Source organism: Streptomyces sp. NPDC005181 (assembly GCF_040608395.1).
In the GTDB taxonomy this organism is placed as follows: domain Bacteria; phylum Actinomycetota; class Actinomycetes; order Streptomycetales; family Streptomycetaceae; genus Streptomyces.
In genome coordinates, this window is sequence record NZ_JBEXID010000090.1 from 1 (window position 1) to 25,825 (window position 25,825).

The following is a 25,825-nucleotide window of genomic DNA, read 5'->3' on the forward strand; positions in this document are numbered from 1 at the left end:
GTCGCCGGTCCGCATGATCATGCGGACCGGCGACGGAGGCTTCGAATGGCGTGACGCAGCCACCTGGCCGGTTCCCGGCACGGAATACCGCAAACTCTACCTCGACACCGACAGCGGACACGGGCACGGAACCATCACTCTGCACCTGCCCGAGCACATGGGAACTGCTGAGTATTCCGCCGATGTGCGGGCTGCGGCCCCCGAGCTGCCGATGGCCGTGTTCGAATCAGCTCCCCTCGACGAGGACCTCGAGTTGGCGGGTCATTTCCGGGCCGTCCTGTGGGTCGCGTCCACGTCGGCCGACGCCGACTTCTTCGTCGCGCTACGCGTCATGGACGGTCAGCGAGAAGTCACCTACCAGACGCGCGACCCTGAATCGGTTGCCCCGCTCACGTGGGGATGCCTCAAGGCCTCGCATCGGGTTCTTGATCCCAAACGTTCCACCGCCGAGCGCCCCTGGCACACGCACCGACGCGAAGACGCCCTGCCTCTACTGCCCGACGAAGTCGTCAAGGTGGAGGTCGAAATGATGGCGGCCACCGGACGCATCGCGGCAGGACATCGCCTGCGCGTTGAGATTTCACCCGCTGAGGGCCGCGGGGCCACCCCCGGCTGGGAGCGTGACTACGACGATTCCTATCACCATAAGGCCGTCAACCGCGTTTTCACGGGTCGCCTGCTCCCCAGCTCGATCACTCTCCCCGTAGTCCCCCGCCAGGCCCCTTAGGCGGGCAGCAGTCCATCAGCCTCACCATGTGCAGCCACTGCTCATCGATGCGGATGCGGCAGTGCAACTTAAGGCGAACACAGCGCACCGCATCACCCCCAGGGTGCGTTCTTTCGTCGTCCACCGGCCGACGGACGGTGTCGGCCGGTGGACGAACGGCGCACAGCACAACACGCGACACCTCTTGCACCCCCAATTCTGTGGAAGGAATGCCACACCATGACAATCTCCACTCCTGGCAGCGTGTCCCGGACGTTCGAGCTGCGTGATGGGCTGAGCATCACCGTGGACGAGCGAGGTGATGCCGCCGCCGCAGGCGGCAGCGGCATCCTGCTGCTGCACGGCGGCGGTGGAACGCAGTCGGTCGCGGGACTGGCAGCCGCGCTGTCGGAACACTCTTACGTGATCACCCCCACGCATCCCGGTTTCGATGGCCAGCCCCGGCCGGACTGGTTCGACAGCGTCACCGACCTCGCCTTGGCATATCTCGATCTCCTCGACGTGCTCAACCTGCGCGAGGTCCTGGTCATCGGCAACTCGCTCGGTGGCTGGATCGCCTCGGACATGGCCCTGCACGACGTCTCCGGGCGGCTCAGCGGGTTGGTCGTGATGAACGCGGTCGGCATTAGCACCGACGGTCCCGCGAAAATCACCGACGTCAGGGCGCTTCCCCCGACCGAGGTCGGCCGCCTGGCCTTCCACAACCCGAGCCTGCTCCCCGACCCCGCCACGCTGAGCGACGCACAAGAGACGGCGGCGGCCGGCAACCAGAGTGCCCTGGAACTCTATGCAGGCGAGCCGTACATGCACGATCCGAAGTTGCGGCGCCGGTTGCACCGCGTCACCCTGCCCGTCCTTGTCCTGTGGGGTGAGCAGGACGGCGTCGTGCCGGCGGAGTACGGACGCGTGTACGCGGACTCGTTCGCCAACGCCTACTTCCAGCCCGTTATCAACGCCGGGCATATGCCCCATGTCGAGCAGCCCGACCTTACCCTTGACGCCATCGAGGCGTTCGTCGCCGGCAAGCTGGCAGAGGTCACCATGGGGTGACCTCACGGCCCCACCTACCATGTTGATGACGCGTAACGGACAGGGTTTCGGGGGCTGTCCGCCTTCGCCTGGCTCACATCAAGTGGTGGTGGCAACAACGGGTCATCTCAATTCCGGGGAACTGCCTTGCGCGGCTTGGGAACCAGAGCGGTGAACCCGCCGCCGCGATAGTCCCGCGTCCACCGGTCCCTGCCGGCCGAACGACGTAGGTCTGGGCGATGTCCAGGAGCCAGCCTTCGTCGATGAGGACGATCGGTGCCATCAGACGGCGGCCTGCTCCTGACCGCTGCCGAACCGGGCGGCGAAGCCGGCGGCGTGCTCGTCGGAGCTCCACGCTCGACAGTCGTCCAGGCCACGGGGTGGTCCGCACCGAGGCTCTCTGGCTTGGGCCAGACATTGCGATGATCAGGCATCCGACCGCATCCGCTCCTGGCGGTTGTGAACTCGCGGCCCACCGCTACGAGCCTGGAAGCCCTTGGCCACCTGCTGGAACTCGTACGCTCCGAACATGTTGCCGTGGTCGCTCATCGCGATTGCGGGCATGCCCTGACGCTCCACCTCGGCGAACATCGGCTTGAGCCGCTGGGCACCGTCGAGCATCGAGTATTCGGTGTGATTGTGCAGGTGAACAAAGCTGTCAGCCACCGGGCAGGCACCTCCGAGGCGCTCGTGGAAAGCCTTGACCCTATCCCCCAGCGGGACGTGGAGAGCGCTCCCCCGCCCGCTTCAATGATGATCAAAAGGGATCCAAACGATGACCTCGGGCGATTACACAAAGTTGTCACCGCGCACTCTCGGTCGCTGCCCTCGGTGGGGTTTCCTGCGTCTCGTAGCGGCCATCGTGCAGACGCATGGTGCGCCACAGCGCAGAAGGTCCAGGACCGTGCCGCCAGCGGCAGGGAGGCCCAGGCCCGATCGGCCATGAGGCCCTGATGCACCGCGCCCACCACGGCGGTCGCTTGCCTTATCGCCTTGTACGCCCTGGCCGAGTTCGCCTCTACCTGCCTGCGCCCCGCCCGCCCCTGATCGCAGGACGCCCCCGCCGGTTGATGACCGGCGGAGGCGGGTGGCTGTGTTTCTAGAGGTTGGCCGGGAGGAGGCGGAATGCGGTGTGCGAGGTCAGGGGGTGACGGTACGAAATTCCCTGTGGTCGATGGTCAACACACATTCGGTGTCGTAGGCGACTGCGAGCGCCATCGTGACGGCGGCTGAGAGGTCGAGCCGCAGTGACCTGTACTGATTCCGCAGGCGGGCGGCGGCAGCGATCACGTTGGGGTGATCTCGAGCAGGACGTAGCGGCCGACGGCTCGTTCTGAGCGAAGTGCTGTAGGGGGTCTCTCCTCGTTCGGCTGCTGCTTTCGTCTCGGTCCGTGTCGAACCGAATCGCAAGGTCCCGGTCCGCTACGGTCATCGCGCCCCTCCGGCATCCCGGCACGGGGCCCACGGCCCCGGTGGGCACTCTGGCGCTTCTTGCTGTTATCCCGACCCTGGAGTTGGTCGGCGCCCGCGGGGAGGTCCGTCACACCAGGCTGTTCGCCTACCCCGGGGGCGCGTCACCCCTACATACGGGGCAGAGGGCGAAAGTGTTACGCCGCAGCGCAGGCGATCCGAGCAGCGGGCATGGCCCAGATCAAATGTCGCCGCCTTCCAGGGAACCGACCCCTGCCCCACCCGCGTGACTGCAGTGATGTCCCATCGACTACCGGAGCGGGGAGCATGGCAGACAACGTTGCGCGCCTCATCGCGGCCGCAAGTGCGCTCGCCTCTGCGAGCACCATGACGATCTCGTATGCGACATACAGGCGGGCGCGGCCCCGACTGGGCATCAACGCCGACGTCTCCGACGTCTCCATATCCTTCCCCGCCGAGGGGCGCGCGGACATGAACCTGCGCGTCCGGCTGATCAACCACGGGCAAGCCACGATCAAGCTCGGCGACGATCTCTTGGTCAGATTCGGGCCAGGCGCTCGGCGCCGGATCCTCAACGGTTTCATCGGCTACGGCACCAGGAGACTCAACCGCTTCATGATGCGCTTGCCTAGGTGGAGGGTCATCCGTCCCCTCGACGACTGGCGGTGGAAGCTTGTCGACTCCTTCGACTTGCACCGACACCACGGTTCCTCGATGCCCCTACCGGAGGACGCGGAGAAGCAGGTCGAGCCGTTTGGGGCGGTCGAGTGGAAAACTCAGCGCGAGTGGATGACCTTGGGCCAGCGCCGTGAATGGACGTATATGAGGGTCGAACTGACCCTTCCTGCGGGCGTTACGGTCCGGAGCCGCTGGATACCGGTCGCGTACGTCTCGAAAGCGGACCCGGACCCCGACGCGCTTCAACTGTCGTTCGACGACATCGCCGACTGACGTACGAGCACAGTTCTCGTCGCTATCGGAGCGGCTTCTTCTGCCGGGCCGCCTCGACGGTCTCCCGGCAGGTGCTGCACAGGGGGTTTCCGCCGAAGCCGTAGCGGTGGCACGGCTGGTGGCAGCGCGCGCACCGGCCGACGTGCGCGGGCGGGCAGTCCAGGACGACAGAGGCCTTGCGCTGGGCTGGTGCAGGTGTGGTCATGGTGCTTTCCTTTCGAACCTCTGTTCCGTCAGAGTTCCGGATGTTCGCCGGGCTGCGACACCGGTCCGTCGGCCGCACTGCAGGTGCGGCTCAGCTCTGCAGCTCTGCGCGCGCTTTCTCCAGTTGCGCCACCGTCACCGTGCCTGCGCCCGGGAGGCCTGCGCTCTCCCACGCTCCCTGAGCGCGGGCCACGACGCCGCCGGCGTCGTCGAGGAGGACCTTCTTCGCCACGTTCACGGAGATCGCACCGTCGCCCAGGTCGACGAGGTGCGCGAGCATGCGCACGTTGTGCTGCCGGTTGCCGGCCTTCTCCTCGTTGTACCGGTAGACGAGTACCCATCGGCCGACGAGGGAGCGGGCCCGGTCGATCATCTGGCGGCCGCGGTCGGTCTCCTCCTGCTCGGTGCGGATGTGCTCGGCTTCACCGGACGGCGGCCGCAGGGTGAGCAGGCCGCGGCGGCTGGTCTCCTCGATCTCGACCTTCTCCAGGAACGCGACGAACGTCTTGGCGCTCTCCAGGCGGTCGACGTCCTGCGCGGCCTGCCTGGCGATCATGTGCAGGTCGACGGTGAGGGTGTGTACCCGACGGCCCCAGGCGGCTTCCTCGCCGAGCGGGCAGGGGCCTGCGGCCTGGGCGGTGGCGATCACAAGGCTGTAGTCCACATCCCCATCATGGCGCGCAGCACCGACAGCCCCCGGACACGCATTCTGCGGATCGTCCTGTCCTTCCCCGGTCGCGAGCGCGAAAGGGGTGAAGGAGGTGATCTGGATGACGTACATCCGGTGTCAGGAGTGCAAGCACGACCACGCCCACCCGTTCCTGGGCGGGTCCGTGCCCTGCGAGCTCTGCCCGAAGTGCGCGGCCGAGCGCCGCAAGGAGGCCGAGGAGGCTCAGTAGGAAGGCGGCTGGTGCCCGGCGGGTTCATAGCCCGCCGGGCTCTCGCGCCAGCTGGTGCCGCGGCGTATCTCGTAGAGGTCGAGCGCGACAACCAGGGCGAGGAGCAGCGGCCACACGAGAGAAACCGTCGCGAAGACCACAACCGCCCTCCCGCTTCGGCGGGAGGGGGGGGCTTTCGTCGGGACCATCCCCGCGGGTGCGGGGAGCAGCGCTCGTTGAGCCAGGAGTCCATGGGGCTCTCGGGACCATCCCCGCGGGTGCGGGGAGCAGTAGCTCTCGCGCTCACGGACCACGGCCCCGGAGGGACCATCCCCGCGGGTGCGGGGAGCAGACCTCCAAAGATCGCGGTGTACTGGGTGCGGAGGGACCATCCCCGCGGGTGCGGGGAGCAGCGGATGTAGGTCTCGTAGCGGATGACGTCACCGGGACCATCCCCGCGGGTGCGGGGAGCAGTTGCCGCAGTTGGCGCAGTCGCCGAGCCAACGGGGACCATCCCCGCGGGTGCAGGGAGCAGTTCCTCCGTCGTGCTGCTCGTCGCGTGGCCCGGGGACCATCCCCGCGGGTGCGGGGAGCAGGCCCACCAGCAGGCACAACAATCCGGAGGTGAGGGACCATCCCCGCGGGTGCGGGGAGCAGGCGGGCCGTGTCGGTGAGTTCTTCAGCAACCTGGGACCATCCCCGCGGGTGCGGGGAGCAGCGCACACCCATAACGCGCGGCCCACCGCATCGGGGACCATCCCCGCGGGTGCGGGGAGCAGTCTGCGGTGCGGCAGGCCGCTTGCTGCACACGGGGACCATCCCCGCGGGTGCGGGGAGCAGGCTCGGGCTTGTCGGGGAGTTGGGGTTCGCCAGGGACCATCCCCGCGGGTGCGGGGAGCAGCCTGCGATCGACACCGGGCTTGTCGAGGGTCCGGGACCATCCCCGCGGGTGCAGGGAGCAGGGACCGACGGGTGCTTGCCCCGGTCGGTGCAGGGGACCATCCCCGCGGGTGCGGGGAGCAGACGGGATTGGTACGCCAGCCCGTAGTAGTAGCCCCGGGACCATCCCCGCGGGTGCGGGGAGCAGGATTTTCCCTCCCAGACCGATACGCACGGGTAGGGACCATCCCCGCGGGTGCGGGGAGCAGGGGCTGCAGCAGAAGCTCGCGAACATCAAGCAGGGACCATCCCCGCGGGTGCGGGGAGCAGTGTGGAGCGCCAGTGGTGAGGCGCGCGCCCTCGGGACCATCCCCGCGGGTGCGGGGAGCAGGACACCACGTGGGAGGTGTGGCCGGACGCCACGGGACCATCCCCGCGGGTGCGGGGAGCAGCGCCCGCCAGGCCGAAGCGGACGTCTCCTGCGGGGACCATCCCCGCGGGTGCGGGGAGCAGTGGATGGCTTGGAGGAGGGCGAGGGTGGTGATGGGACCATCCCCGCGGGTGCGGGGAGCAGGTGACGGAGATCCCGCCGCCGCCGATCCAATGGGGACCATCCCCGCGGGTGCGGGGAGCAGACTCGGACACAACGACGGCGGTAACGGCGGTCGGGACCATCCCCGCGGGTGCGGGGAGCAGAGACACCGTGACCGGGTGGTGGCAGTCGGGCCGGGGACCATCCCCGCGGGTGCGGGGAGCAGGACGGACAGATCGTCATCCCCGACCTGTCCCTGGGACCATCCCCGCGGGTGCGGGGAGCAGGTCTGCAGGGTGGAGCCGGTGATCACCTTGCCGGGACCATCCCCGCGGGTGCGGGGAGCAGGCCGTTCCAGCCGTTTGGGCTTTCACGATGGCGGGACCATCCCCGCGGGTGCGGGGAGCAGACCAGAGCTCACCCCGGTCTGACCCTCCATACGGGACCATCCCCGCGGGTGCGGGGAGCAGACCAGAGCTCACCCCGGTCTGACCCTCCATACGGGACCATCCCCGCGGGTGCGGGGAGCAGCTGATGCAGCAGGCGGACAAGATGGACGTCGAGGGACCATCCCCGCGGGTGCGGGGAGCAGCCGCGGGAGGGCGACCGCGACGGCTCCGGCCCGGGACCATCCCCGCGGGTGCGGGGAGCAGCTTCGCCTGGGGGGTGACATGGTCGATGGAGAGGGACCATCCCCGCGGGTGCGGGGAGCAGCCCGACGAGATGGTCGAGGTACCCGACGCCCGGGGACCATCCCCGCGGGTGCGGGGAGCAGACGATGACGCAGCTCAAAAAGCTGAACCCCAAGGGACCATCCCCGCGGGTGCGGGGAGCAGTCGCGACGGGCCTGTCGGCGGTCCTGACGGGCGGGACCATCCCCGCGGGTGCGGGGAGCAGGAGCTGTGGCTGTGTCATGCGGCCGATTTCGCGGGACCATCCCCGCGGGTGCGGGGAGCAGACTTTCAATCGGACGTCCCGCGGTGGGTACAGGGGACCATCCCCGCGGGTGCGGGGAGCAGCCGTCCTGAGATTTGGCGATGTACTCGCTCAAGGGACCATCCCCGCGGGTGCGGGGAGCAGCCGCATACGGCCCGGTAGATAGGCGGCGCTGCGGGACCATCCCCGCGGGTGCGGGGAGCAGAACGAGAAGCGTTCCGCGTGGGAGCTCAACGCGGGACCATCCCCGCGGGTGCGGGGAGCAGCTCGGGCGTCCTGGTCGCGCAGACGGCGGCCGGGGACCATCCCCGCGGGTGCGGGGAGCAGTCCCATCCGAGGGGCGGCCCGCTGATCTCTCGGGGACCATCCCCGCGGGTGCGGGGAGCAGTGATCTCAGGCATTGCAGTTCCCCCTGGCCTGGGGACCATCCCCGCGGGTGCGGGGAGCAGGCGGGCCGCCCCGTACTGGGTGCGCCACAGGTGGGACCATCCCCGCGGGTGCGGGGAGCAGTTGTCCGCCATGATGCCCGAACGGGACGCAACGGGACCATCCCCGCGGGTGCGGGGAGCAGCTCTCGCGTGAACGCGTCGAGTACCTGGCGACGGGACCATCCCCGCGGGTGCGGGGAGCAGTGAGGAGTGCGCCGCCCAGCTGACTCTGCTCTGGGACCATCCCCGCGGGTGCGGGGAGCAGATCCGGGCGACTTCCTGAATCGTTCCCTTGTTGGGACCATCCCCGCGGGTGCGGGGAGCAGATATCAGATCACCTGACCTGCAGAGACTCGACGGGACCATCCCCGCGGGTGCGGGGAGCAGGGGCTGGAAACCGGGATCGGCGGTGCCGGGAAAGGACCATCCCCGCGGGTGCGGGGAGCAGCACTTCCACGGCGGTCGCGCCATGGTGGGTCAGGGACCATCCCCGCGGGTGCGGGGAGCAGCCTCCGTCGTGGAGCACGTGCTGAGCCCAGCCGGGACCATCCCCGCGGGTGCGGGGAGCAGAGACCGACGGGCCACAGCAGGCACGTGGACGCGGGACCATCCCCGCGGGTGCGGGGAGCAGTCTCCTCGTACACCCGCAAGGCTGAGCTCAGCGGGACCATCCCCGCGGGTGCGGGGAGCAGGTCGCAGCGTGCGGCGTGGATCTCCAAATGGAGGGACCATCCCCGCGGGTGCGGGGAGCAGGCCGCGCGGGACCCGCGTGAGGCTGTGGCCGCGGGACCATCCCCGCGGGTGCGGGGAGCAGGCCATGTGCCGGCTGCGCGGCGAGGAGCGCCAGGGACCATCCCCGCGGGTGCGGGGAGCAGCGGTCTGGTCGGGGATCAGCGCCCCGTCGCTGGGGACCATCCCCGCGGGTGCGGGGAGCAGTCGGTCTCGATGTGGAGCGGGGACGCTTTGGTGGGACCATCCCCGCGGGTGCGGGGAGCAGAGGCAGGCCTGAAGGACGGTGACGCCACGTCCGGGACCATCCCCGCGGGTGCGGGGAGCAGCCTGGAGTCGGGAAAACGGCAGGTCAGGAGCCGGGACCATCCCCGCGGGTGCGGGGAGCAGGTACGTCATCGCTCCCGCGCGTACGTCAAGTGGGGACCATCCCCGCGGGTGCGGGGAGCAGACCGCGTGCTGGACATCACTCACCTCCGGATTGGGACCATCCCCGCGGGTGCGGGGAGCAGCGCTTCTCGTCGGCTGCCATGGCGGCACGGTCGGGACCATCCCCGCGGGTGCGGGGAGCAGTCCGGGTCCCGCTCAGCCCCGCTCCCCGTCCGGGGACCATCCCCGCGGGTGCGGGGAGCAGGTCCGGCTCGTCTTCGGTGCCGAAGAGGTCGAGGGACCATCCCCGCGGGTGCGGGGAGCAGCCCTCTCGGCCTCGCGGCCCAGCTGCTGGGCTGGGACCATCCCCGCGGGTGCGGGGAGCAGAAGGAAATCACCATGGGTGAGGACCGGGCCATGGGACCATCCCCGCGGGTGCGGGGAGCAGACCCCGTGGACCGGGCCCCACGCGCCCTTGCTGGGACCATCCCCGCGGGTGCGGGGAGCAGGACGTGCGTCGCCAACTCAGCTAGGAGCACCCGGGACCATCCCCGCGGGTGCGGGGAGCAGACTCCGCGACCTGCGGTTTTAGCGCGGCTGCGAGCCGTTCTGGAGTACTTTCATAGATTCCGGCAAATGAATCGAACCGCGCATTACCGACATTCATGACCTGCCAAAGCGGCGCCGCTTGGATGCTTTGCTCCAGCCCGTCTTCGGGCCATCGCTGTCTTTCCTCGGTGCCACCCCAGCGTTCGGACGACGAATCAGCGTCAGTCCCTCATGGTCGATCGGGAGCCAACTGTGTTCGTGGCTCCGGAAGGTAAAGCCCTGTTCGTTGTTCGTCGTATGGGCGAGCAGGGCCCTTCCCTGGCCCGCGTACTGCTGTACCTCGTCCCACAGCACGTCGCGGATTCTTGCCGATGGGTTGCCGATGAAGACGCCTGCGGAGATCTCGAGCAGCCAGCGGGTAAGGAACCCTCTCAGACCGACGGGACAGTTCGTGAGAACGATCACGGTCACCAGAGCATCGCCTCGTCCTCATCGCTGTCCGTCGTTTCTCCGTAGTTGCGGCCGGCTGCAACTTTGCGGCCTCCGTCGCTCTGGAGCGTGACGACATCATGATCGCCGGAGACTGCGGGGCCTGGCCCGTCGTCCTGCAGAAGGAGGTGCTTGATGTCGTCCACACAGCGGTCCAGCAGGGACGTTTCGTTGATGCGGTCACGCAGGGCTCTGCGCGTGCGGGAGGCCACGTCCTCTTCGTCCTCCGCGGCGATGTCGAAGGCCAGGGGAATGCCGATTTCGGTCTTGTAGAGGTCGGCGATGTCGAGGACGAAGGACAGTTCGTGGCCGGAGTGGACGAAGCCCAGTGCCGGGCTGCAGCCAAGGGATGCCACGACCGCGTGAGCGATGCCGTACATGCACTGGGCGGCGGCGGTGATGGCCTGGTTGACCGGGTCGCCGGCGGCGAAGTCACCTGGGGTGTATTTGCGGCCGTGCCATCGGATTCCGGTGCGGGCCGCCTGGGCCCGGTAGCAGTCCTTGACGCGGCGGCCTTCTCGGCCGAGGAGTCCATGACGGGTGAGCCCGGCTGGGTCCTCGTCGGGGAAGCGCAGCCGGTACATGGCGCGGGCGACGGCCAGACGGCTGCGGACGTTCGCCCACTGGACCGCCTGGGCCTCGGCAAGCGCGGATGAGCGGGTCAGGGCGCGCCCGCCTGCGTAGTAGCGCACGCCTTGCTCCCCCACCCATGCGACGGCGGCGCCAGTCTCTCCAAGGACGCTCATTGCCTGGTGTGTGATGCGGGTGCCGGGGCCCAGGAGCAGGGTGCCGATGGTCGCCGACGGTATGTGGGTGGTGCCGTCCGCGTCCTCGGCGGTGATGGCGTTGGCGTCCCGGTGCACTGTGCAGCGCTCCAGGTAGATGAAGGACAGCCGTTCACCGGTGCGGGTGAGGTGGCGTGGGGTGAGGGCAGTGCGCTGGGAGACCGTTGTCACCGTTTCACCCCGTGCCGGTGAGTGGTGCCAGGGTGATGAGGCCGCAGCCGTACGCCTTCGCCTTGCCGATCCCCTGTGTGAGGGTGCTGCGCAGCGCGGCGGGGTCGGTTACTTCGAGGCGGCCGTCGAAGGTGACCGTCACAAGGCTTACGGGCCTCCCACGGGTGTCGGCGCTGCGGGCCTTGTCGAAGGACAGGTCGCGTTTGTCACGGACGGTCAGTTCGTACTGGTCCCCGGGGTGCTCGTGCTTCTTGAACGTCGTTCCGCCGGGCAGCAGTCGTTTGCCGTTCGGCTTCTCGAGGATGCGGAAGCCTCCGCGCTCCTGACGGTCGAGGAGCCACGCCATCTGGTGCACGGGAGTCAGGTGGGCGGTGCGCTTTTTCGGCTCGTCCGCCTTGCGGCGGATGTGGTGGACCGGGTTGGCGGTCAGCCGAAATGCCCATCTCTCCCCCGCGGTCAGACGGTCGAGGAGCGGGGCGTAGGGCCTGGTCTGCCAGCCCGGAGTCTCCGGGTCGGTGGCCGCTGCGGGCCAGCCGGCCTGCTCCACGAGGTGGGTGAGGTCGGGTCGGGCCGGGCTGACGATGTACAGCAGCACCTCGGCCCTCGCGTTCTGGTCGAGGCGCCACAGCACTCGTGGTCCCTCGGGGGCGGCTGTGTCTGTGGGGAGCAGGCCGGGGAACGACGCCATGACTGCCGCGTGGAGCACCTGGGGGGAGGAGAGCAGGCGGCGGGCGCCGGGGCGCGCGGTGTTCACACGGAAGCGGGTCAGGAACATCAGGCGCTCTCCTCCAGGGCATCGAACGGATCGTGCCGGGGATACCGGGGCGCGGCAGCCGGGTTGGGAATGTCCACGGTCCTGCTGACCACAGTGCGCAGGGCATGCCGGCGGTGTTCGGCGGCGAAACTGAGAGGCTGGTCGCGTTGGAAGTCCGCGTCGTGTTCGTCCTCGTGGGCCTCGCGCAGGACGACGAGGGACACCGTGGCCTCTCGGTTGTGCTGTCGGCGGTACCAGGGGGCCGCCTGCCATGGTTCGTGCTTGAGTGCCTGGTGGAGTGAGATGCCGTCGTGGAGTCCGAGTTCGACCGGGTGAGCTGGTGGGCAGGAGCGGCGGCCCAGGAACGGCGGGTACACCGGTGCGCGCAGGGCGGCGTGCAGGGTGGCGAGCAGTGCCTCGTCGCCCTCGAGGGCTGCGACGAAGACTGCGTCTGCGAGGTAGAAGCGCTCGGACAGCGGCATGGAGGTACCGGTGACGCCGTGGTGTGCGGTCTGGAAGTCCCTTATCCGAGTGCCTGGCTGGTCGATGCGTACGCCGAACCGGAGCGCACCCAGGTTGGACAAGGCTTCGTCGTCGTCGCGTTCGATGCCGGAGGCTGCGGCGAGCATGCCGATCACGCCGCTCTTGGTCGGCGCGGACTCGGTGGTGCGGCGGGTGAAACGGGCGGAGGCCCCCCAGGACTGCAGGGGGCCCGCCAGTCGCAGGGTGAGCACGCTCATGCGGGCTTCTCCAGGCGCTCGGCGACGGCCTGGCCGATCGAGGTGACGAGCTCGTTGATGCTCGCCGATTCGGTTCCGATGCCGGCGAGCTTCTGTGTGTTCGGGCCGACTCGGAGCACCCATGTGAGGGTGGAGTCCTCGTTTCCGTATGCCCGCTCGATGTCGGGGATGTACTCCGCCAGCCGTGCGGATGCCTCGGACACGTGGCCGCCTTGGTTGCCGCGGACGGGCTCCTCGAAGGCGGCGACGAAGCTGATGGGGCGGGTGGTGCGAAGCTTGACGATCACGGCGTCAGGGAGCGTGTGGTGACCGAAGGTGTTGATCTTGCCGGTCGGCAGCGACTCGGTGAAGCCGCGGACGAACGCTTCGACGGCGCGGCGCACCGGGGTAGTGCGCGACTCGTCCTCGCGCAGCCCTTCGCCGAGGTTGGCGGCCAGCTGATGGACGCCGAGGGCTGCGTAGCGGTAGAGGGTTGCTGAGTTGAAGTCGACGGTGCCGATCATTCCGGCGCCCGGCTCGGTGTCCTTGTTGTGGTCGTCGACGGCCGTGAAGTAGTCGGACTCGTTCTCGACCCTGTGAACACTGATGGCATGGGCGACCTGGACAGCGGCGTCGACGTTGATGTCGGCGGAGTCGGCGACCATACGGCCGAACAGTGCAATGTCCACGGAGTGGCGGGTGTCGGCGATCTGCTTGGCCCGGGCCTTGTTGTCCTTGTCCTTCAGGAACGCCTTGATGTCCGCGGCGCCTTCGACGGCGAGACGGGCGAGTCCGTCGAGCTGGCGGGCGCTGAGGAACATGAGGTACTTGGACTGGGGTACCGGCTCCGCCGCATCGTCCTCCGCTGCTGCCTCCTTCGCGGAGGTCTTGCGTTTGGGTGCCTCGATCTTCAAGCCCGTGGCGACGATGACCTCGGCCGCCAGCTTCAGGGCGTCCGCCTGCCCCTGTGAGGGGTCGACGTCGCAGATGTGGTCGGCCAGGACCTCGACGACCTTCTTGGTGCGCACACCCAGTTCGCTCGGGTCGAGGAGGCTCTCGGCCTTGAAGTAGTCCCGGGTGGCCTTCTTCCATGCCTGGCTGGAAACTCGGGCCCGCGGCACTCCCCCGTACACCGCGGTCTTCGGGGCACCGGTGTCGTCCCGGTTCAGGTTGCTGGGCGGGACGGTCTGCAGGGCGTGCACGTCAAGGTAGAAGCGGGTCACGAGGCGTCCTTGTCGGTGTAGGTCGTGTCGGTGGTGTCGGTGGTCGTGGCCGGGGCGCCGACGGGCGTCTGTTCCCCGGTCTTCTGGTCCTCTTCATGCCAGGCGTGGAACGACCGGCCCCATTCCCTGCGTACGTCGTCCGGACCGCCGGGCTGCTGCCAGCGGTAGAGCTGTCCGGCGAGCAGCGCATAGTCGAGCGGGAACTGGTCGCGGCGCAGCAGCAGGACGATGTCCCGCAGGCGCTGGGCGAGGGCGGTCAGATCCGGTGCAGTGCCGGCTCGGACCAGGCGTTTGCGCAGGGGTTCGTCGATCTCGCCCGGCTTCATCATGCGGCGCACGGCAGCGCCTACTCCGCGCGGCTTTCCGCGGCTGCCGCTCTGGTGCATTTCGGCCTCGCGGCGTGACTGCTGGTGCAGGGCCCACAGCGTGAGGGCCACGTGCAGGGCGTCTTCGGCGCAGACCATTTCCCCTTCACTCAATGTCCGGGCGCCGTTGTGCGGTTCGTGCAGCGGGGTGGTGTCGATGAGATTCCACAGGTCGGGGAGCTGTCCGGCTTCGCGGCCCGCACCTCTGCGGAGCCTGGCGAGGGCAGCCACGGCCGTCGCCTCGTCAGCCAGATATCCGCGCTGGAGTGCGGTGATGCGTTCGCCGGCGAGCTGTTCGACGCGCCGGCGGACGGTGGGCGGAGCAATGGCGGTCGTCATGCGTGCACCTTCGTGGCGGTCTCGGTCACCGGGGCGCTGCCTGCGCCCGATGGCTGGTCGGGAAGATTCGGGTGGCCCAGGCACCTGTCCAGGCGGGATCGGAACCACTTGCCCGCGAGAGCGGAGTTGAGCCACTCGGAGCCGTTCTTCACCGTGATGGTCCGCCCTTGCCATGCGGCGTCTCCGGCCTCGGTGATGAGCCGGTCGCCGAGCCTGCCCACGATCCGGTGCACCCGCCGCTGCCATTCGGCGCGCTGCTCGTACGGGTCGCCATGGCCGTCCAGATCGGCCAGCCACGTGCGGTACGCAGTGTCGAGTGCTGCAAAACCGAGATCGCGTGCCGTGGCACCGGGTCCTTCGGTCTCGGTGCCGGCGGCACGGGCGAGGTCCGTGGCGAGGTCGCCGAGTGCCTTGACGGCGTCGTCGGCATCGGTGACGGCGCCGACGGCCTGCTCGGCGAACTCTCGTTTTTGCTGGTGGAGCAGGACCACCGCCATGGAAATGTGGTCATCGACGACCTCGTCGATGACGGACTGCTGCGTGCCGTACTGGGCACCGACGATCCGGGCCCGAACGAGGAAGCCTTCCTCCAGCTCGCCGTCTGTCACCAGACGCGCAATCCACTCGAGGACCCTGGGCCGCAGATAGCTCGCGGCTTCCGCCCCCTGGGACGCCTCGGTCCGGTCGGCGATCAGGGAGGAGATCCCCCGCCACGCGGAGCGGGCCGGGTCGTGTTCTCGGGGCATGTAGACCAGGGGTTCGCCATGCTTCTTCTCCTGCGCAGCACTGCGCCGCCAGGCGGTCATCGGCTCGTAGACGTGCTTGTTGCGCGCGGTGAGCGGGTCACCGTAGCCAAGGACCACGCCGTGCACGCCGACGGCGTCGGCGTGCAGGAGCAGGCGCCGCGACTGCCAGGTGTACAGGTCACGTACGCCCGCGGGTGGACGCTTCGGACTTTCGCCCGGCCCGCACGCCTCGCGCCGCCAGGCAGGAAGGTCGTGGTCGCCGTCGGAACTCAGGCCGGGGGTGTCGGCAGGAGCCACGAGGTTGAGCAGGAGAGTTTCCCGCAGTGTGTGCCCCTCCGCGAAGACTCCTCCGAGATTGCCGGCCCAGCCGACCCCAAGCGGATACACCTTGCCGCCCTTGACCCGGTCGTCGCCCGCGACACCGGTCTTGATGCCGGAGGTGTCGTAGGCGTGGGTGTGGACGACCCAGCGGGCGGCCTCGGCGAACGTGAGCCGGTCGACGGTGGGCATCCTGGAGCTGAAGAAGGGCTCCCCGTTGGGGACATCGGCCACGATGCGGTTGAGCGGGAAGACCTCGTTCTTCGCCGTGTGCAGCCCGGCGACCTGGAAGAACGGTGCATGGGCATCGAGCAGGTCGAACCGGCCGCGGTGTTCGTCGAGATAGGCGGCCAGGGGCGCGAAGCAGTTTTCATCCGCCCACAGATCTGCCCAGTGCTCGGCGTCTCGCGGTCCGTCGAACGCGTCGTGGGTCAGGGCGAGCAGCAGGCGTAGCAGGGCGAATTCCTGGGTGGGCAGGTCCCCGACGAGCCGACGCAGGGTGCCGGCCTGCTCGAACACCTCGCGCAGCGACAGCTCGTCCTGGCAACCGTCCTGTCTCAGCACCGGAACCCAGGGCTGTGTGGTCAGGTCGAACGACAGCGCGCCCGCTGTCTCATCGCTTGTGTCAGGCACTGCTCACCTCAAGTCCGTCGCTCTTGCTGTAGCGGAGTGAGAACCCTGCCAGACGGGTCTGACAATCCTCGTCGAGCGGAAGAATCAGCTGGCCGGAGAGCCAGTGACTGTCCTTCACCTGCCAGGCGGGTACGTAGAGTTCCTCCAGCTCTTCGATCGCGCGGTCCATGACATCGGCGTACGAGAACTGGATCGGCAGTCTCAGTCCGCAGCTCGCCGCCGCCCGTGCCGTTCGCGGCGGCGGGGGCTGGTCCCGGGGCAGTTCCAGCCCCCCGAGCCGGTTGCCATGGCGGTCCTGCGCCAGCCAGGGAACCGTCGTCAGCGATCCGTCGGCGCGCTGCTGCACAACGACGACCTCCAGACTCTCCCTGCTGTCGCGAACCTGGGCCCGCCCGGTCCGGGTGTCGTCCGCGTCGCCCACTCCCGCCGCCACCCACCCGAACAAGGGCCTGCCATCCCTTCCGGCCTCCTCCAGCCGGAACACAGCCGCGCGCTCGGCCTGGTCGGCGCGGTGCCGCTCGTACCGTTCGAGGGCATCGGCCATCGCCGGTGCCCAGCTCTGCGGGCCTGTGGGTGCGTCGGCGTATGCCGCCTGTACGAGCGGGCTGATGTCGTCGGGCAGCCGTACCGGACGGCTTGGCCCTTGCTCGAAGTGAGGCAGGAGCGCGGCCGCGGACCGCAGGAGCGCGTACGCCCCGTACACGGCGACCGAGCCCCGCACCGGCGCCGGCACATCGCCCGTCCAGTCGACACCAGTGACCAGACAGCGCGCCCGGCGCAGCCCTTCGGGACGTTCGTGCTGCCCCTCCCCCCGCTGATGCCGGTGCAGACGCCCCATGCGCTGGAGCAGCAGGTCGACCGGGCAGAGGTCGGTGACAAGCAGGTCGAAGTCGACATCGAGGGACTGCTCGGCCACCTGGCTGGCCACAACGATGTGCGGCCCCGCCGGGCGGCCTTCCGCTTTGCCCGGCGGCCCGAAGCGTTTCAGGAGATCTGCGTCCTTCGCTGCACGATCGATGTCGATGAAGCACGAGTGAGCGACCGTCACGTGCTCATCGCCGAACCTCGCCCTGAGCACCTGGGCGGTCTCCAGCACCCGCTTGACCGTGTTGCGTACGACCAGCACGCAGCCGTCGCCGTCCAGCTCAGTGGCGAGTCGGTCGACGAGAACGTCCAGGTCGTCGTCGATCCGCTCCAGGATGACGTCCGTGCCCCGGGCGGAGGCACCAGGATTCCTCAGGACAGGCTCCCCGCCGGGTGTCACGGCGGTCAGCAGAGGATAGGCGCCGGCCTTGCCCACCGCCTCGAACTCCGTGGCACTCCGGGCTGCTTCGGCCTTGCCGCCCGCGTACGCCTCGACGAGCTCGCGGCGCCTGCCCGCGGGCAGGGTCGCGGACAGCACCACTACTGGCACGCGATACGCGCCGAGCCACGACAGCACACGGTCGAGGTAGACGCTCATGTACGTGTCGTAGGCATGCGCCTCGTCGATCACGACGACCTTCCCGGCGACCGCAAGGTGACGCATTGCCAGGTGGCGGCTCTTGAGCCCGGCGAACAGCAACTGGTCGACGGTTCCCGCGACGAACGAGGACAGCATGGCCTTCTTACGGCCACGCAGCCAGGCGTGCGCGACGAGCTCGGCAGGAGCGGACCGTGTCGTGTGCGTGGGGCGCCATTGCGGCTCCTCGGGCGCGTCCGCGTCGACCGCGACAATCCGGTGGCCGCTCTCGCGCATCAGGTCGGCAAAGTCCTCGTTCAACGCGGCCTTCGAGTGAGCGAGCAGGACGGAGTACCGGGCGTCTTCGGCTGCGGGCAGCCGCTCGAGCCAGTCCAGAAGGCGGGGGAACATCGCATTGCCGGTGGCCATGGTCGGCAGCGCGAAGAACACGCCGCCCGCCCCCGAGCGGGCAGCGAAGATCTCGGCGACCGCCAGGGCGGCCTCGGTCTTCCCCTCCCCCATCGGCGCCTCGATCACCATCAGCCCCGGGTCTGCCATCGCCCGGGCCAGTTCGACGGCGGCTTCCTGCACCGGCCGGACCTTCGCCCCTGGCGGCAGATCGAAGCGGGAGGCGAACAGTTCCTGGGCGTCGCCTGGAGGCTCGTCCGGGCACCAGGGCGCCGGCAGGTCCAGGCCGCGCCAGGCCGCGGCCACGCGCTCCTCACTGCTGCGGACGACATCCTGCGGGAAGTAAGGGAAGAGGTCGGCGTTGCTGGCGACCCAGTCGGCGACGATCACCAGTGCTGTGAGCAACACCTGCACCGGCTGCGGCAGTTTCACCGAACGCCACTCCTCCAGCCGGTGCCGTACGCCGTACTCGTCGGCGCACGCATCGAGCAGCTCGTCCTGCACTCGGTGCCACGCGGCTCGGCTTGGTCCCGGGGTACGCAGCAGGTGCCCGTGCTTGTGCAGGGCGGCGATGTGACCGTGCTCCGGAGGCACCCCGTGGTGTCCTCCCACGACGACCGTGACCTGCCCGGTCTGCTTCACCGTCCAGCCGTGCCGTTCCTTCAGCCACTCCCCCAGCAACGCCTGCCCGGCCAGCCCGTGCGGCGCGACCCTGCGGTCCGGCCCGAGGGCCCGCGCCGAGCGCATCTGCAGCCCTTGCTCACGCATAAGGTCTGCGAGCTGGTCGACCTGACAGGCGAAAGCGGGCGTCGCCTTCCCGATGTCGTGCACCCCCGCCAGCCACACGGCAAGCCGCCGTGCGTCCTGCTCACCACCGGGCAGCGCCGAGGCGATCAATTTCCGTACGCTCGCGGGCAGCCAATTGTCCCACAGCAGACCGGCCACAGCGGCGCTGTCCTCCATGTGCCGCCACAACGGCAGCCACCCGTCGGAATCCCTGTCGTGCTTCGCCCATACCGTCAGCACCGGCCCGTCGAGCCTGCCCCGCAGGCCCGAGCGGGTCTTTCCCTCACCCGTCATGCCAGATAAATACAGGCAAACGCGGTCCCAGAATGCCTATATGACGAAAACTCAAGAAATCTTCTTCCGACCCGAGAGTAACTCCCTGACAGCAGGCAGACAGGCTCTAGGATGATCCTTTTGCCCTGCCGTCCACCGGACGTCTAGACGGAAGAACCAAGGGTGTTATGCCTGTTATGCCGGACTCGGTGAAAGTGTGGGAAAACTGCGTGTTGTCGCGATAAAGCCGCAGGTCACGCAGTCTGCTCCCCGCACCCGCGGGGATGGTCCCACCAACTCGAACAACGCCTACGCGGTGGACATCTGCTCCCCGCACCCGCGGGGATGGTCCCGTCACCCAGCCCTGCGCCTGCTGCTCCAGCCCCTGCTCCCCGCACCCGCGGGGATGGTCCCTCGGCTCCGGCCGGTACTCGACCATCCCCGCTCTGCTCCCCGCACCCGCGGGGATGGTCCCAACACCCCGCGCGCCCGGGCCACCCCCCGCCCCTGCTCCCCGCACCCGCGGGGATGGTCCCTGGCTGCGCGGCGCGCAGCAGGTACAGGCGCACTGCTCCCCGCACCCGCGGGGATGGTCCCTACAGCAGCACCTGGCCTGAGCGGCCTGATCACTGCTCCCCGCACCCGCGGGGATGGTCCCGACTTCTCGCCCTCTTTTTTGCGCGACCGATTCTGCTCCCCGCACCCGCGGGGATGGTCCCATCGGTGCGTCGGTCGTCTCGGGGAGTTCCGCCTGCTCCCCGCACCCGCGGGGATGGTCCCTCCCGGAGGTCGCCGGGGGGATAGGTGCCCGGCTGCTCCCCGCACCCGCGGGGATGGTCCCTACGCCGAAGGCGTCCCGATGTGACCGAAGGTCTGCTCCCCGCACCCGCGGGGATGGTCCTCAGCTGCGCTGCGACGTCGCGAAGCGTCTGCACTGCTCCCCGCACCCGCGGGGATGGTCCCCACCGGGTCGAGTCCTTCTGGAAGGGCTGGGTCTGCTCCCCGCACCCGCGGGGATGGTCCCGCCGACATGCTCAAGACGTACTCCAAGACCGACTGCTCCCCGCACCCGCGGGGATGGTCCCGTCGCTGCCGCGGCACCCGTCCTCGCTGCTGCCTGCTCCCCGCACCCGCGGGGATGGTCCCGTCGCAGTGTTGTTGGTGCGGGTCACAAAGACCTGCTCCCCGCACCCGCGGGGATGGTCCCGATGCGGGCAAGACTCAAGCGCGACCCCAAGACTGCTCCCCGCACCCGCGGGGATGGTCCCGGTGACGTAGCCGAGCGGCTTGGAGCCTGCCTCTGCTCCCCGCACCCGCGGGGATGGTCCCGGGTGGTGAAGGTGGTCAAGGCGGCCGGAGGCCTGCTCCCCGCACCCGCGGGGATGGTCCCCTGTGTGTACGTGGTCCGGGGCGGGGTGACCCCTGCTCCCCGCACCCGCGGGGATGGACCCGGTCGCCCGTAGGCCAGGTGTTCTTCAACCTGCTGCTCCCCGCACCCGCGGGGATGGTCCCAGGTGGGCTCCCACGGTCCACAGTGCGTGGACCTGCTCCCCGCACCCGCGGGGATGGTCCCTACGAGTTGTCGCCAGGCTCACGTACCAGGAGCTGCTCCCCGCACCCGCGGGGATGGTCCCGCCTCGTCAGGACGACCAGTCGCCTTCGCGAGCTGCTCCCCGCACCCGCGGGGATGGTCCCCTCCGGGCCAGTGCGTCCGAGTGGGCCATGGTCTGCTCCCCGCACGCGCGGGGATGGTCCCCCCGAATGCCGCACCCGGAACCGCATCGGTTCCTGCTCCCCGCACCCGCGGGGGTGGTCCCCCGACGTCGCAGCATTGCAGCGCACATCCCGCCTGCTCCCCGCACCCGCGGGGATGGTCCCGTTCCTCGGGGCCCTGGCCGCGTACATGGACGCTGCTCCCCGCACCCGCGGGGATGGTCCCCACGCCACGTACACCGCGTTCAAGCATGAGTCCTGCTCCCCGCACCCGCGGGGATGGTCCCACCCTTCGCCTTCCGCGCATGGGCAGCCTTCTCTGCTCCCCGCACCCGCGGGGATGGTCCCCACCCATGGCCGTTCGTAAGCCGCGCACCTATCTGCTCCCCGCACCCGCGGGGATGGTCCCGGCTACCAGGCCGGGCCCACCTTCACCGCGTACTGCTCCCCGCACCCGCGGGGATGGTCCCACGGGGCGGCTGCGGCACCCAGTGTTCGGTAACTGCTCCCCGCACCCGCGGGGATGGTCCCATCAGGGTGATGTTCACGGGGCGTCCGCGCTGCTGCTCCCCGCACCCGCGGGGATGGTCCCAGGGACGGTGGAAGGCCGGCTCGGCTGTCGTGCTGCTCCCCGCACCCGCGGGGATGGTCCCAGACCCGCCAGGGTCTTACGGGCCACGGTGTCCTGCTCCCCGCACCCGCGGGGATGGTCCCCTGAATCGCTACATGCCGACCGGTGGCCGGCTCTGCTCCCCGCACCCGCGGGGATGGTCCCCGCGGCGGGGCGTACGGCTTCGGCGCCTGCTCCCCGCACCCGCGGGGATGGTCCCCGCGCTGGTGGTCTTGCCCGTACCCGGCTTGACTGCTCCCCGCACGCGCGGGGATGGTCCCGGCGCGGGCTTTGATTGCGGCGCCGTGCGCTTCTGGCTCTGTACGTGTCGGGGAGCAGCGTTTCTCCAGCAGTTCGGGAGGCACTTCGGCGGTCGGCACCGAGCTGTTGTTCACGACGACGGACAGCACCGCCCACCGCCGGGGGACCTCCCCGGCGCCTGGGGCGTCATCGGGTCCCAGGTGGCCGTGGGCAAAAGCGCTGGCTACGGGGCCGGGTGACCGGTGGTGCAGCCTCGACGCCGTCACGCGGGCCACTGTGGCGTACCGCCTCCCGTTCTCGTGGACATCGACATCCTGCCGAGGCGGGTGCCTCCCGGAGTCGTGAAGAACCGACTTCACGAGGCGTGAATAAAGCCAGGCAGCGATGAACTGCCCGCGGCCGTGGCCGCCCTGGCGTCCTCCGAGTACGTGGACGAGGACGAGGATGGCGCCCGCTGGGTGTCACGGGCGTTCACCGCCACCCCCAGGGATCTGATCGGGACCGGCGAAGCAGGACTGGCATTCGGCGGGTCCGTATTGATGCTGCGGTGCGCGCTCCTGGACCTTGATGAGGCCATCGCAGCAACCGAGTCAGGACCGACCGCACCCGGCGGCACGTTCTCCCGCTGAGGAACCCCGGGGGACGTCCTCTCCGTCAGGCGCTCGTAGACTCCGCGCTTATGCCGATACCTGACCACTGCACGCTCTGCCAGGACGATGTGCATGTCGCAGCCATCCCCCTGCTGGACAGGTCCGAGGCCGTCATGGGCTGTTACGCCTGCCTCGGACATGACGTGTCGCTGCGTGAACCCTATGAGTCACGCACGCAGTGGCAGGAGGCGCTGAAGGAGTTCGAGGAAGGAAGCTCCTCGCACTGGCCACGGGAAGTGACAACAGAGCTGAGGGAGCAGGAAGAGCAGCAGGCACAGGAAGCGGAGGAAGCGGAGGCTGAGCGGGAAGAGGAGATCGCCCGCAAGGCCGAGGTGATCGCAGATGAGCGGGCGAAACGCTGGCTGATCAATGGCGCCATTGTCGTGATGATCATCGTGGGGGCGTCGATGTGCGCCCGCAGCGAGAGTGGCAGCAGTCCGGGCCCGGACTGCATATGGGCCGGCCGCTCGGAGGAGTGTTGGTGAGCGTGTCGAGATGCGAACCGCGCGTCCCCAGTCGCCAGGATCCCGTATGGCACTGTGCCGCTTATGGATCGCAGAGGTGCTGACTGGAGCGAGGAAGAGTGGGCTGGAGGAGGCCCGCCGAGTTCGGGCAGCCCTGGCCGCGCTCGGGGCACGGCGGCTGACCGGGCGCTCGCGCGCCACCCACTACCGCCGCATCAACCCGAAGCCGAGGCCCGTGCCGTCCCCGAGACCCGCGCCCGCCTCGGCCCTCTCGCCGGCCGAACGGGCCGAGGTCCTGGCGCTGCTGAACCGGCCGGAGTATGCCGATCTGCCGCCCGCGCAGGTCTGGGTGCGTGAGCTGGACGCGGGGAACTACTGGTGCTCGGAGCGGACGATGTACCGGATCCTGTCCGCCGCCGGGCAGAACGGCGAACGCCGCCGCCAGGCCACCCACCCGGCCAAAACGATCCCCGAACTGGTGGCGACCGGGCCATCGCAGGTGTTCACCTGGGACATCACCAAGCTGCCCGGCCCTGACAAGGGCATCTGGTACCACGCCTACGTCATCATCGACATCTTCAGCCGCTACATCGTCGGTCACACCGTCGAGCGGGCCGAAACAGCCGAGCGGGCCGAGGAGTTGATCCGCGAGACGATCGAGCGCAACGGCATCGTGCCCGAGACCGTGCACGCGGACCGAGGCACTTCGATGACCAGCAAGAAGGTCTCCCAACTGCTGATCGACCTCGGCGTCACCAGGAGTCACTCGCGCCCCCGGGTCAGCAAGGACAAACCGTTGTCGTCACACTGTGCTCCTTCGCGATTGTGCGGATAGAGCGGCCTTCTGAGCCGCGATACGGTCACTGATACCGCAACCCAGCGTGCGCGCGTCGCTGAGTAGGCCCGGAGCGCGGTGCCGGGATTGCTCTCGGTCCGTTTCTCCGGACCTCTCGCCGAACCCGCCGTGCGTCTCTCAACGCAACGGGCTCTCGACGCGAATCCTCGCGCTGACCGCCGCGATCTGGCACAACGACCACACCGGACAACCCGTCCTGCGCTCACTGACCGCCGTTCCTTCCGGCGCAGATGCGTGGGGACTACGCGGTCTATGGCATGGGCTGGTTCCCGGACTTCCCGGACCCGGACAACTACACGGCGCCGTTTCTCGACAAGAACAACGCACTCAACTCGTGTGCCGCTCGAAATTAGGATTCGGCCCTGTGAGCTGCGGTGACGCCGCGCGGTCAGGCAGCGTGGTGGTACTCGTTGATCAGGCCGTCGAGGATGGGTTGTCGCCGGATCCGGTGGGCCTGAAGGTCGGTGACGGTGGCAGGGGTGGGCGGTTCGTTGGCGTCTGGGGGTAGTTGCTGCCGGCCCTGGTGGGGGCGGTGCTGGTTGTAGTGGCTGATGTACGCAGTGAGGACTGCATGAGCGTGAGCCTCGTTGTAGATCAGGATCCGGTCGAGGATCTCGCGGCGTAGGGTGCCCACGGCTCGCTCGCAGATCGCGTTGGCTCTCGGTGCCCGGGGTGGGCTGAGCAGGATCTCCACATCGTCTGCTTCGAAGACGACGTCGAAGGAGCGGGTGTATTTCGTATCCCGGTCCCGGAGGAGGAAGCGCAGCGAGTCCATCCGGCGCCCCAACGTCATGGCGAGGTTCCTGGCCTGCTGCGTGGTCCACTGGGCGGTGGGGTGGGCGGTGACGCCGACAAGGTGCAGGCGCCGGGTGCCGTGCTCGATGAAGACCAGGGCGTACAGGCGGTTGAGCGAGACGGTGTCGAGGTGCAGGAAGTCGGCGGCGATGATGCCGTGGGCCTGGGCGGTGAGGAACTGACGCCAAGTCGGGCCGGAGCGCTGCGGGGCGGGGTCAATGCCAGCAGTGTGCAGGATCTCCCAGACTGTGGACGGGGCGATCGGGTAGCCGAGGTCGGCGAGTTCGCCCTGTATCCGGCGGTGGCCCCAACTGCTGTTCTCTCGGGCCAGACGCAGAATGAGTTGCTTGATGGTGGGCGCGGTGGAGGGTCTGCCGGGACGCCTGTTCTGGGCGAATGTCCACTTGCGTACCACGAGTTGTCGGTGCCACCGAAGCAGTGTGGTGGGGGTGACCGCGAAGACCTGACGCCAGCGATCGCGAGGGACCAACCGGGAGAGTGCGGCGAGCCAGATCCGGTCGGCCGGCTCGTAGCGGACCCGGGCGATCTGACGGCGCAGCACCGCGTTCTCGTGCCGTAGTGCCAACACCTCCGCGTCCTTGGCCACGCGGCTGCGCAGCACGGCAGCGGGCGCCGTGACGAGGTTCCGGGCCAGCGCGGAGATGATCGACAAGAACATCGAAGGATCGTCCCAGATTCCGTGCGGACCGTTGCTCTGGTTGGGAAGTTTGCAGGTCAGGCCCAGAATCCTGTTTTCGAGCGGGATAGGGAGCCCGTCGGAGAGCTGCGGGCGTTCGACGAGGCCGGGCCAGCCGGAGTGGACTCTGGAATCCCTGGCCGCAGCAGCGCGGACCGAGGCGGTCGCGGCCCGGTCCTGGACACGGTCGAAGGATTCGGACTTCGTCCCAAAAGGACGAGGATCATCGGTCTCTACGCCCACCCGCCCGACGACGCGACGGTGATCGGCGCCGACGAGCTGGGACCGGTGACGGGCGAGTATCGAATAGCAGTCGTCACACGCCCGTGGACGGACGACCGACATGCGGCCCGCTCCGTCTGCCGGCCGGTCTACGCAAGACCACCCGCAACCGTGGTCATTTCCCCTCGGAACAAGCCCCGTTGAAGGTGCTCTGCCTCGCAGTCCGGGAAATGATCGAATTCAAAACGCGCGACATCAACCATGTCGCCGCGCACTGGAAGAGCACCCGCATCGCATTCGTGCTGTTCTTCGAAGACCGGATCAGCGCCCAGTAAATCCTGAGGACTTACACAAGAACGCTTACACGCCCCTGGGGTCTTGTCCACGATGGGCCTGCGCCTGTCCCCGGAGAAGACCCTGATCACCCGCATCGATGAGGGACTGGACTTCCTCGGGTGGCACATC

The 25,825-nt window shown here is 69.0% G+C and carries 21 protein-coding genes and 2 CRISPR repeat arrays; of the genes, 8 read left to right on the plus strand and 13 right to left on the minus strand.

Annotation, left to right across the window (positions count from 1 at the left end):
* On the plus strand, positions 1 to 727 hold a 727-nt coding region (locus ABZV38_RS33435), incomplete at its 5' end, for a CocE/NonD family hydrolase C-terminal non-catalytic domain-containing protein (protein WP_356332201.1).
* A 147-nt stretch (positions 728 to 874) separates the two neighbouring features.
* Entirely contained in the window at positions 875 to 1,777 is a 903-nt protein-coding gene (locus ABZV38_RS33440; RefSeq protein WP_356332202.1) for an alpha/beta hydrolase, read from the plus strand.
* A gap of 405 nt (positions 1,778 to 2,182) precedes the next feature.
* Here ABZV38_RS33440 and ABZV38_RS33445 read toward each other — a convergent pair whose 3' ends face one another.
* Positions 2,183 to 2,422 (minus strand): PHP domain-containing protein, encoded by a 240-nt coding sequence (locus ABZV38_RS33445; RefSeq protein ID WP_356332203.1) that lies wholly within the window; start codon positions 2,420 to 2,422, stop codon positions 2,183 to 2,185.
* 1,071 nt (positions 2,423 to 3,493) lie between these two features.
* On the opposite strand from ABZV38_RS33445, the gene ABZV38_RS33450 reads away from it, so the two are divergent.
* Positions 3,494 to 4,138 (plus strand): hypothetical protein, encoded by a 645-nt coding sequence (locus ABZV38_RS33450; protein ID WP_356332204.1) that lies wholly within the window; start codon positions 3,494 to 3,496, stop codon positions 4,136 to 4,138.
* A gap of 22 nt (positions 4,139 to 4,160) precedes the next feature.
* Here the strand turns inward: ABZV38_RS33450 and ABZV38_RS33455 are convergent, their stop codons facing one another.
* Both ABZV38_RS33455 and ABZV38_RS33460 read right to left on the minus strand, forming a co-directional pair.
* Positions 4,161 to 4,343 carry a hypothetical protein gene (locus tag ABZV38_RS33455; protein ID WP_356332205.1) on the minus strand — a complete coding sequence of 61 codons (183 nt, stop codon included), beginning with the start codon at positions 4,341 to 4,343 and terminating at the stop codon, positions 4,161 to 4,163.
* A gap of 90 nt (positions 4,344 to 4,433) precedes the next feature.
* The gene (locus ABZV38_RS33460; protein ID WP_356332206.1) at positions 4,434 to 5,006 is read right to left on the minus strand and encodes a hypothetical protein; all 573 of its coding nucleotides are present in this window, start codon (positions 5,004 to 5,006) and stop codon (positions 4,434 to 4,436) included.
* Between the two features lie 106 nt (positions 5,007 to 5,112).
* On the opposite strand from ABZV38_RS33460, the gene ABZV38_RS33465 reads away from it, so the two are divergent.
* Positions 5,113 to 5,241: a hypothetical protein gene (locus ABZV38_RS33465; protein WP_355230515.1), complete on the plus strand. Its 129-nt coding sequence runs from the start codon at positions 5,113 to 5,115 to the stop codon at positions 5,239 to 5,241.
* Here ABZV38_RS33465 and ABZV38_RS33470 read toward each other — a convergent pair.
* The 9 genes from ABZV38_RS33470 to cas3 all read right to left on the minus strand — a co-directional run bounded on the left by ABZV38_RS33470 (position 5,235) and on the right by cas3 (position 19,113).
* Entirely contained in the window at positions 5,235 to 5,381 is a 147-nt protein-coding gene (locus ABZV38_RS33470) for a hypothetical protein (RefSeq protein WP_356332207.1), read from the minus strand. The two genes, ABZV38_RS33465 and ABZV38_RS33470, sit on opposite strands and share 7 nt — an antisense overlap.
* A gap of 40 nt (positions 5,382 to 5,421) precedes the next feature.
* Positions 5,422 to 9,663: a CRISPR direct-repeat array (repeat unit 29 nt; unit sequence GGGACCATCCCCGCGGGTGCGGGGAGCAG).
* Between the two features lie 93 nt (positions 9,664 to 9,756).
* The gene (gene cas2e, locus ABZV38_RS33475) at positions 9,757 to 10,113 is read right to left on the minus strand and encodes a type I-E CRISPR-associated endoribonuclease Cas2e (RefSeq protein ID WP_356332208.1); all 357 of its coding nucleotides are present in this window, start codon (positions 10,111 to 10,113) and stop codon (positions 9,757 to 9,759) included.
* Entirely contained in the window at positions 10,110 to 11,087 is a 978-nt protein-coding gene (gene cas1e / locus ABZV38_RS33480) for a type I-E CRISPR-associated endonuclease Cas1e (protein ID WP_356332209.1), read from the minus strand. The genes cas2e and cas1e overlap by 4 nt, the downstream gene beginning before the upstream one ends.
* A gap of 4 nt (positions 11,088 to 11,091) precedes the next feature.
* On the minus strand, positions 11,092 to 11,862 hold the full coding sequence (gene cas6e, locus ABZV38_RS33485; protein ID WP_356332210.1) for a type I-E CRISPR-associated protein Cas6/Cse3/CasE: 771 nt from the start codon (positions 11,860 to 11,862) through the stop codon (positions 11,092 to 11,094).
* The gene (cas5e, locus tag ABZV38_RS33490; RefSeq protein WP_356332211.1) at positions 11,862 to 12,581 is read right to left on the minus strand and encodes a type I-E CRISPR-associated protein Cas5/CasD; all 720 of its coding nucleotides are present in this window, start codon (positions 12,579 to 12,581) and stop codon (positions 11,862 to 11,864) included. Before cas5e ends, cas6e begins: the two co-directional genes overlap by 1 nt.
* On the minus strand, positions 12,578 to 13,783 hold the full coding sequence (gene cas7e, locus ABZV38_RS33495) for a type I-E CRISPR-associated protein Cas7/Cse4/CasC (RefSeq protein WP_356332212.1): 1,206 nt from the start codon (positions 13,781 to 13,783) through the stop codon (positions 12,578 to 12,580). The genes cas5e and cas7e overlap by 4 nt, the downstream gene beginning before the upstream one ends.
* Positions 13,780 to 14,487 carry a type I-E CRISPR-associated protein Cse2/CasB gene (casB, locus tag ABZV38_RS33500; protein ID WP_356332213.1) on the minus strand — a complete coding sequence of 236 codons (708 nt, stop codon included), beginning with the start codon at positions 14,485 to 14,487 and terminating at the stop codon, positions 13,780 to 13,782. Before casB ends, cas7e begins: the two co-directional genes overlap by 4 nt.
* Positions 14,484 to 16,184, minus strand: a complete 1,701-nt coding sequence (casA, locus tag ABZV38_RS33505) for a type I-E CRISPR-associated protein Cse1/CasA (RefSeq protein ID WP_356332214.1) — start codon at positions 16,182 to 16,184, stop codon at positions 14,484 to 14,486. Before casA ends, casB begins: the two co-directional genes overlap by 4 nt.
* Positions 16,177 to 19,113 (minus strand): CRISPR-associated helicase Cas3', encoded by a 2,937-nt coding sequence (cas3, locus tag ABZV38_RS33510; RefSeq protein ID WP_356332215.1) that lies wholly within the window; start codon positions 19,111 to 19,113, stop codon positions 16,177 to 16,179. Before cas3 ends, casA begins: the two co-directional genes overlap by 8 nt.
* Before the next feature lie 242 nt (positions 19,114 to 19,355).
* Positions 19,356 to 21,696: direct repeats of the CRISPR family, unit length 29 nt; unit sequence CTGCTCCCCGCACCCGCGGGGATGGTCCC.
* Between the two features lie 381 nt (positions 21,697 to 22,077).
* Between cas3 and ABZV38_RS33515 the strand changes: the two genes are divergently transcribed.
* From ABZV38_RS33515 to ABZV38_RS33530, 4 genes are all read left to right on the plus strand, one after another.
* The gene (locus tag ABZV38_RS33515) at positions 22,078 to 22,305 is read left to right on the plus strand and encodes a hypothetical protein (RefSeq protein ID WP_356332216.1); all 228 of its coding nucleotides are present in this window, start codon (positions 22,078 to 22,080) and stop codon (positions 22,303 to 22,305) included.
* Positions 22,306 to 22,355: 50 nt separating this feature from the next.
* A complete protein-coding gene (locus ABZV38_RS33520; RefSeq protein ID WP_356332217.1) occupies positions 22,356 to 22,811 on the plus strand; it encodes a hypothetical protein in 456 nt (151 codons plus the stop codon).
* Positions 22,812 to 22,887: 76 nt separating this feature from the next.
* Positions 22,888 to 23,625, plus strand: a complete 738-nt coding sequence (locus tag ABZV38_RS33525; RefSeq protein ID WP_356332218.1) for a DDE-type integrase/transposase/recombinase — start codon at positions 22,888 to 22,890, stop codon at positions 23,623 to 23,625.
* Between the two features lie 251 nt (positions 23,626 to 23,876).
* Positions 23,877 to 23,999 (plus strand): hypothetical protein, encoded by a 123-nt coding sequence (locus tag ABZV38_RS33530; RefSeq protein ID WP_356332219.1) that lies wholly within the window; start codon positions 23,877 to 23,879, stop codon positions 23,997 to 23,999.
* A gap of 35 nt (positions 24,000 to 24,034) precedes the next feature.
* Here the strand turns inward: ABZV38_RS33530 and ABZV38_RS33535 are convergent, their stop codons facing one another.
* Entirely contained in the window at positions 24,035 to 25,120 is a 1,086-nt protein-coding gene (locus tag ABZV38_RS33535; RefSeq protein WP_356332220.1) for an integrase core domain-containing protein, read from the minus strand.
* Positions 25,121 to 25,825 lie beyond the last annotated feature (705 nt).

Coding starts and splice junctions, on each gene's coding strand:
- ABZV38_RS33450 (WP_356332204.1), top strand. CDS start 3,494: ATGGCAGACAACGTTGCGCGCCTCATCGCGGCCGCAAGTGCGCTCGCC.
- casB (WP_356332213.1), bottom strand. CDS start 14,487: ATGACGACCGCCATTGCTCCGCCCACCGTCCGCCGGCGCGTCGAACAG.
- ABZV38_RS33535 (WP_356332220.1), bottom strand. CDS start 25,120: ATGTTCTTGTCGATCATCTCCGCGCTGGCCCGGAACCTCGTCACGGCG.
- ABZV38_RS33455 (WP_356332205.1), bottom strand. CDS start 4,343: ATGACCACACCTGCACCAGCCCAGCGCAAGGCCTCTGTCGTCCTGGAC.
- cas6e (WP_356332210.1), bottom strand. CDS start 11,862: ATGTTCCTGACCCGCTTCCGTGTGAACACCGCGCGCCCCGGCGCCCGC.
- cas5e (WP_356332211.1), bottom strand. CDS start 12,581: ATGAGCGTGCTCACCCTGCGACTGGCGGGCCCCCTGCAGTCCTGGGGG.
- cas3 (WP_356332215.1), bottom strand. CDS start 19,113: ATGACGGGTGAGGGAAAGACCCGCTCGGGCCTGCGGGGCAGGCTCGAC.
- ABZV38_RS33465 (WP_355230515.1), top strand. CDS start 5,113: ATGACGTACATCCGGTGTCAGGAGTGCAAGCACGACCACGCCCACCCG.
- ABZV38_RS33520 (WP_356332217.1), top strand. CDS start 22,356: ATGCCGATACCTGACCACTGCACGCTCTGCCAGGACGATGTGCATGTC.
- ABZV38_RS33530 (WP_356332219.1), top strand. CDS start 23,877: ATGCGTGGGGACTACGCGGTCTATGGCATGGGCTGGTTCCCGGACTTC.